Source organism: Sphingobacterium sp. Ag1, from assembly GCF_000988325.1.
Taxonomy (GTDB): Bacteria; Bacteroidota; Bacteroidia; order Sphingobacteriales; family Sphingobacteriaceae; genus Sphingobacterium.
The window spans coordinates 69,835-77,527 of record NZ_LBGU01000019.1; the positions used below are offsets into that span (position 1 = coordinate 69,835).

Sequence of the window (7,693 nt, forward strand, 5' to 3'; positions counted from 1 at the left end):
TCATAATTTTTTAATTATTCAAATGGCAACATTTCTACCAAAAACGCACGTAGATAGCGGTCACCAACAATAAAGTCACAACAATTAATGCCAATACGGATGGTTCTACTTTAAACATCGACCGATCCAATACAAAAGCTTTTGGATTAACCTTTGGTCCAAATAAGCTCACAGCAATCATAGCGATCATTGTAAATACAAATGCGAGTCCCATACATATCTGGAATGGTATTTCATAAATGCCCGCTTTGTTGAGATATGCCGTGTAGATCCATGTCTCTGGTCCGAAAACCTTTGTTGCAAACTCATTGAAAAATATAGACAACGCAAATCCCGTAACAAGGCCTGTAATAGCGGCTGCACCCGTTGTCCTTTTCCAAAACATCCCTAGCAAAAACATCGCAAAAACACCGGGGCTGATGAAGCCTGTATATTTTTGGATAAAAGTAAATCCGCCGGCACCACCGATGCCCAGCGCATCATTCCAGGTAAACAAAACAGAAAGTAGAATAGAGATCACGATGGTTATCTTTCCAACCCACACCATTTTTGCTTCGCTCGCATCTTTATTGATGTATTTTTTAAAGATATCCAATGTAAAGATCGTTGCGATACTATTGGCCTTTCCGGCCAATCCGGCCACAATAGCCGCTGTAAGCGCCGCCAGCGCAAGCCCTTTCATTCCATTGGGCAGATAGCCCAATATCGCTGAATATGCATTATCGGCGTGAAACACTCCTCCAGGAGCCATTTCGTGTTGTAACGCACCATTTTTGTATAGCACATAAGCGGCTATCCCCGGAAGCATAACGATAATTGGCATAAACAATTTTAGAAATCCCGCAAAAAGAATCCCCGTGCGTGCAGTCTTTAGATCGGCTCCCAAAGCGCGTTGTGTGATGTATTGATTACAACCCCAGTAATTTAGGTTGACAATCCAGATCCCCGCAAGGTACATTCCTATTCCAGGCAGCATCAGATACTTATTGATATCTTCCTGACTGGCCCCTGGCCCTGGTTTATCGACAAATAGGTTAAAATGCTCCGGCGAATCTTCCATCAGTTTATTAAATCCCGCTAAGGCATCCTGTCCTAAACCAAAATGTTCACTGACCAAGGTCAATGCCACATAGGTTGTCGCTATACCGCCAATAATTAATACAACAACCTGAATAACATCTGTGAAACCAATAACACGCATTCCCCCCAGCGTAATGATGACGGCAAATACGGCTAAAGCAACTGTAATGGTGTGGAAGCTGTCGCCACCTCCGGCCATACTCGAAATGGCAATTGCCCCGAGATACAGGATAGATGTCAGATTGACAAAAACATACAAAAACAACCAGAAGATGGCCATGATGAGACTCGTCGTTTCATTGTATCGGTTGTTCAAAAACTGAGGCATCGTGAAAATCTTGTTTTTCAGATAGACCGGAATAAACCAAACCGCAACAATAATTAACGCTACCGCAGCAATGAGCTCGTAAGCAGCTACAGCAATACCGACCTCAAATCCATTGCCGCTCATGCCAATAAACTGTTCGGCAGAAATATTCGATGCGATCAACGAAGAGCCTATGGCCCACCAGGTCAGTGATCCTTCCGCCAGAAAGTAGTCCTTGCTGCTGCTTAAACTATTCGTCTTTTTACGATAAATCCAATAGCCATAGCCGGCTACAATAAAGAAGTAAATTACGAAGATGATGTAATCTACCGTTGCAAATTTTTCCATATTTCCCAAATTGGTTATTATCAATAAGCCATTTATACCGCGAAGAACAGGTATAAATGGCTTAGTTTATTATTTACTCAGTAAATAATACAGTTCATTCCATTTCAATTGATCTTCGAGTCTTGCTACCGTAGTGTCCTCGTCGATCAATACATATTCCAGTCCGGCAATACGTGCAAAATCTTCCAGGTATTCGGGTGTTAAGCTCAAGCTGTAGGCAGTATGGTGCGCACCCCCAGCCACAATCCAGGCACTGCAACCTGTTTTCATATCGGGCAGCGGTTTCCATAACACCCGTGCGACAGGAAGCTTAGGGAGTTCTTCTTCTACAGCAACACCTTGTACTTTGTTTACGATCAAACGGAAACGCGTTCCCATATCGACCAAAGAAGCATTCAATGCATCACCACTTTGGCCATTAAAAACCAAGCGAGCAGGATCTGCCTTGCCGCCAATGCCTAGTGGATGCACTTCTATTCGTGGTTTTCCAATTGCCAATGCGGGGTCCACTTCCAACATGTGTGAGCCAAGTACCATGGGATTCTGCGGATCAAAATGATAGGTGTAGTCTTCCATAAATGCCGTCGTACCCGGTAATCCTGCTCCCATTACTTTGCAAGCACGCACCAAAGCTGGCGTCTTCCAATCCCCTTCACCGGCAAAACCATAACCCTCAGCCATTAAACGCTGTACCGCCAGGCCCGGAAGTTGTACCATGCCATGCAGATCCTCAAAAGTATCCGTAAAACCTTTAAAGTCTCCTTGTTCCAAAAACTTCCGTAGGCCAATTTCTATCTTAGCAGCTTCGATGAGGTTAGCACGATATTCACCGCCAGCTTTCACATTTTCGGCTAGCTCATAAGTTGCTTCGTACTCTACTAATAATGCCGCGATTTCCGCTTCAGTACTCGCGTTAATCACCTCCACGAGATCCCCAATGGCATAGGTGTTTACAGCGAAACCAAATTGCGACTCTGCCTCTACTTTATCGCCATCTGTGACAGCCACATAACGCATATTGTCACCAAAGCGTGCAAATTTGGCTCCTTGCCAGTCATGCCAGCCTGCGGCTGCACGCGCCCAAACATTAATCCGTTCCAATACTTCCGCATCTTGCCAATGGCCAGTGACGACTTTACGCGCTATTTTTAAGCGGCTAACGATATGTCCAAATTCACGATCCCCATGTGCACTTTGGTTAAGGTTCATAAAATCCATATCGATACTATGCCACGGGATATCCTGGTTGTACTGCGTATGCAGATGCAACAATGGCTTTTGCAGTGCTTTTAATCCCCTAATCCACATCTTTGCCGGTGAAAAGGTATGCATCCAGGTAATGACCCCAATACAATTTTTTTCACTATTGGCGGCTGCCAATGTTGCATAAATCTCGTCTGTATTTTTTACGATCGGTTTATATTTTACCGTTACCGGAATCACCGCTTGGGTATCTAAATAATGGGCTATTTCCTCAGCATGTAGGGCCACTTGTTTTAAGGTTTCTTCTCCATATAGATCTTGGCTTCCAACGATAAACCAGACCTCAAGTTCTTTTAAATTGATATTCATGTTAATTGTAGTTTTTGCTCTATTTTTTATTATTCAGCATTATTGACCATAATAGGCATTGTTTCCATGCTTCCGTTCGTAATGCTTTTTGATCAATGCAGGCTTTAATCGAGGTGCATTCGGGTTGATCTGTTCTGTCAACCAAGCCATTTTCGCCACCTGTTCCAACACCGCACTGTTATAGACAGACTTTATTCCGGTTTTACCCCAAGCAAACGGCGCGTGGTTGCCAACCAGAATCATTTCCACTTCTTGATAGTCCAGCTTATTTTCGACAAAGTGATTAATAATTTGAAACCCCGTTTCATGTTCGTAGTTTCCGGCGATCATCTCATCGTGCATTGGTGGGGCACAAGGAATATCGACGGTCAAATGATCGGCATGTGTCGTTCCAAAAATGGGAATATCCCGCTGTGCCTGTGCCCATGCTGTCGCATAGGTGGAGTGTGTATGTGTTATACCGCCAATCTCTTTCCACTGTTTATACAATAGGGCATGGGTTTTCGTATCTGATGATGGCCGAAGATTACCCTCAACCACATGACCATCAAAATCTACAATCACCATATGTTCCGGTGTAAGCTCCTCATAAGGGACCCCACTGGGTTTAATGGCAAAAACTTCATGGTGACGGTCGACAACACTCACATTTCCAAATGTAAAAAGCACCAATCCCAGCTGGGGCAATTGCATATTGCAATGGTAGGCTTCTTCTTTAATTGAATTATACATGATTAAAATTTGAATGGTTAAACAGTAATGGCGAGCGATTCCTTTCCTTCGACAAAAGCACCCAGCGCCCGGTAATGTGCATAGCGCTCGGCATAAATGGACACCCATTTTTCCTCAGGGATATAAGTCCGTTCAAAACCTTGTCCCATTGCCTTCATGGCATCCTCGACCCGCTCATATAAACCAGCAGCTGTTGCGGCAAACATAGCTGCGCCAATGGCACAAGTCTGTTCACTTTTATGAATACGGATAGGCATATTCATCACATTGGCCATCATTTGCATAATGAAAGGTGATTTTTTGGCGACTCCGCCTAAACCGATCAAGCCTTTCACAGGAATACCCTGCTCCACGAAACGGTCAACAATAGCCTTGGCGCCAAAACAAGTCGCTTCGACAATCGCTCTGAAGATCCGCGGCGCATCTGTTCCGAGGTGCAAGCCTGTGATCGCTCCTTTCAAGGATTGATCTGCATCCGGAGTTCGGCGGCCATTGAGCCAATCCAAAGCTAATTCAGATGTTTCTGTTACGGGAAGTAACGCAGCCTGCTCACTTAGACTGACCAATAGTTTCTCTTCCAACGTTGCGATCAACTGTTCCCGCGTCCGTTCATCGATCTCTTCAACATCTTGTATCAAATTTTTCGTTGGCCATAGCAACACCTGTTTCAACCAGGCGTAAGCATCACCAAATGCCGACTGTCCAGCTTCCATACCAATCATTCCCGGTATAATGGAACCGTCTACCTGACCACAGATCCCTTTCACCAGGGTATCCTGAACCTCTTCTCTTGGAGCAACTAACATATCACAGGTTGATGTCCCCATCACCTTACTCAGATAATAGGGCTCAATTTGTCCTCCAACTGCCCCCATGTGGCAGTCAAATGCACCTACACCAACAACAACTGCTGTTGTGAGACCTAGTCGTTGCGCCCATTCTTCGGAAAGTTGGCCAACAGGTTTGTCAGCTGTATAGGTTTCAGAAAATAAACGATCGACCAAACCGTCCAACAACGGATCTAGTGATGAAAAAAAGGAATTCGGAGGTAATCCACCAAATTCTTCAGCCCAAAGCGACTTATGCCCCGCTGAGCAAACCCCTCGTTTCATAGCGGACACCTGTGTTCCGCCAGTCAATAGAAAAGGAATATAATCACAATGCTCCACCCAGCTATAGGTGGCGGCACGCACCTTTTCATCAGTCCTAAAAACATGAAGTAATTTGGCCCAGAACCATTCCGAGGAGTATATTCCGCCTACATACTTCAGATAATCCACCGAACTATTTTGATTGTGCAGGTTGATTTCTTTAGCCTCTCTAACGGCTGTATGATCTTTCCATAAAACAAACATGGCATTGGGGTTGTCTTTAAACTCGTCCAACAACGCCAATGGAACCCCCGCTGCGTTAACGGCAACAGGGGTAGATCCTGTTGTATCTACGGAAATAGCCTTTACAGCCGAGCCGATATTGTCGAGCCCCGATTTGAGCAAGCAGTCTTTTATTGTCGCTTCCAGGCCTTCGATATAATCCAAAGGGTGTTGTCTAAATTGACTTAAAGCAGCATCACAATACACCCCTCTTTTCCAACGCGGGTAGTAAAATACGGAAGCAGCTATTTCCTCGCCATTGCTAGCGTCAACCAACACCGACCGGACTGAATCACTTCCATAGTCCACCCCAATGACATACGATTTATTCATTTTTGCTGAATTTGGTTTATAACTTATAATTGTCTCTAACGCCTTACTTTCCAATCCTCCCCTTTCCGAAGTATGCCTTGAAAAAATAATTAGTGTCAAATAAACATTTATTTTTTTAAATATGAAAGAAAATTTTCATATTTAAAAAATTGAGCTAACTTCATGGCGGCAAATTATGATTAACCCGAGCCCGCAATATTGGCTTACAAAAGCCTTTAAAGGGATGTGTCAGACAATTATTATACTTATTTTTAGCTATTTACTTTTTTACATAGTTTTGCTCATGAAATAAATGGGATGAAGTCAGATAAAAAGATAAAACGATAGACGATGGAATATTATAAAAAAGATTCAGGGATCCTTTTGGCAGTAGACTGTATCATATTTGGATTTAACGGAGAATCCCTGGAAGTACTTTTAATTAAACGCGATTTCGAACCAGAAAGAAATAAATGGAGTCTAATGGGTGGATTCGTTCAATCCGACGAAAGTCCCGAAGAGGCCGCGAGCAGGGTGCTTAAACAGTTAACCGGACTTGAAAATGTATACATGGAGCAATGTAGTGTATTCGGAGAACCGAAGCGCGAGCCTAGCGATCGCGTTGTCAGTATCTGTTATTTTGCGCTGATTGATACGCAGCAATACAGACATATCCTAAGTGACGATTACGAAGCGCAGTGGTTCCCATTGCGGGAACATCCCAAATTGATCTTCGACCATGACCAAATGATCGCTTCGGCGCAGCATCGCCTACGCATGAAGGCAGCCTTATATCCGATATTATTTGAACTGCTTCCCGAGAAATTCACGATTCCCCAAATTGCAGCACTTTATGAGGGTGTTTACAATATTGAGTTGGACAAGCGAAATTTCAGCCGAAAACTGCTTTCCTCAGATCTCATCATCAAACTGGAAGAAAAGGATAAGGAAAATTCAAAAAAAGGAGCTTACTATTTCAAACTAAATACCGCTATCTATAAGGAAAAAATCATGTCCTTCTTACGTTATTTACCCAGCTGGTCAATAGAATCATAATTAAATAGCATGCAAATCAGGCATAGGAATAGGAATATATTTCACTTTCAATTTTCGTTTTTTCAATAATTCCTTATATTTATCACGAGCATATCCTTTTTGCAGTTAGGATATGTTGAATAAACGCATTTTATAAAATAAACAACATGAGCAAATTGAGATTAGCATTTATATTCTTTACGATTTTATTTATTTCATCATATACAGGATTACAGGCACAAACCCCTGTTGCTGCGCCGGCTACCGCAGCAGCGCAACAGGCTAATGCCTTTAAATATAGTCCGGATGGATTAAGAAAGGGAAGCTTGGCGAATCAATTTGACCACCTGAATTATATTTCGAAAAATAACTATGATTTTAAGATGGTGCGAAAAACCAATCTCGATATTGTGAAACGAAATGTAATTGATACTGTAGCAAAGCTTCAAAAAGAAATCAGCTCGTTGAAATCATCTTCAAGCAACTATACCTCGAATACCAAAACGTTGCAAGATTCTATTCAAGTTTTAAAGGATCAATTGGCGCAGGAGAAAGAAAAAACAGAAAGCTTTTCTTTCTTGGGAATCAATACATCAAAAACTTTTTATAGCACTGTTGTTTGGACGATCATTGCGGTATTGGCAGCAGCAGCATTTATCTTTTTATTTTCTTATCGGAAAGCGAAAGTGGACACGGTGGAATTTCAAAAGACCGCGGAGCAATCACAAGAAGAGTTCGCCACTTTCCGCAAAAAGGCAATGGAAAAAGAACAACTGCTCAAGCGACAGCTGCAAGATGAACTGAACAAAAAAATCTAGCCCTGTTTTTCATAAAACAGCAGATTAAAAAAATTGACCTGTCACGAATCCAGGAAGCATCCTGTTACAGGTCGATTTTTTTAATCCGGTTCAGTTCGTAGAAACGAACAAAAGAT

At 42.7% G+C, this 7,693-nt stretch carries 6 protein-coding genes; 2 read left to right on the forward strand and 4 right to left on the reverse strand.

Annotated elements, in window-relative coordinates:
* Positions 1-34: 34 nt before the first annotated feature.
* From AAW12_RS02580 to AAW12_RS02595, 4 genes are all read right to left on the reverse strand, one after another.
* On the reverse strand, positions 35-1,735 hold the full coding sequence (locus AAW12_RS02580) for a sodium:solute symporter family transporter (protein WP_046672043.1): 1,701 nt from the start codon (positions 1,733-1,735) through the stop codon (positions 35-37).
* A 69-nt stretch (positions 1,736-1,804) separates the two neighbouring features.
* Positions 1,805-3,307 carry an L-arabinose isomerase gene (gene araA, locus AAW12_RS02585; protein WP_046672044.1) on the reverse strand — a complete coding sequence of 501 codons (1,503 nt, stop codon included), beginning with the start codon at positions 3,305-3,307 and terminating at the stop codon, positions 1,805-1,807.
* Positions 3,308-3,346: 39 nt separating this feature from the next.
* The gene (locus AAW12_RS02590; protein WP_046672045.1) at positions 3,347-4,039 is read right to left on the reverse strand and encodes an L-ribulose-5-phosphate 4-epimerase; all 693 of its coding nucleotides are present in this window, start codon (positions 4,037-4,039) and stop codon (positions 3,347-3,349) included.
* 17 nt (positions 4,040-4,056) lie between these two features.
* Entirely contained in the window at positions 4,057-5,745 is a 1,689-nt protein-coding gene (locus AAW12_RS02595; RefSeq protein ID WP_046672046.1) for a ribulokinase, read from the reverse strand.
* A 330-nt stretch (positions 5,746-6,075) separates the two neighbouring features.
* Here AAW12_RS02595 and AAW12_RS02600 point away from each other — a divergent pair, with 330 nt between their 5' ends.
* Positions 6,076-6,780, forward strand: a complete 705-nt coding sequence (locus AAW12_RS02600) for an NUDIX hydrolase (RefSeq protein ID WP_046672047.1) — start codon at positions 6,076-6,078, stop codon at positions 6,778-6,780.
* Between the two features lie 146 nt (positions 6,781-6,926).
* On the forward strand, positions 6,927-7,577 hold the full coding sequence (locus tag AAW12_RS02605) for a hypothetical protein (protein WP_046672048.1): 651 nt from the start codon (positions 6,927-6,929) through the stop codon (positions 7,575-7,577).
* Positions 7,578-7,693 lie beyond the last annotated feature (116 nt).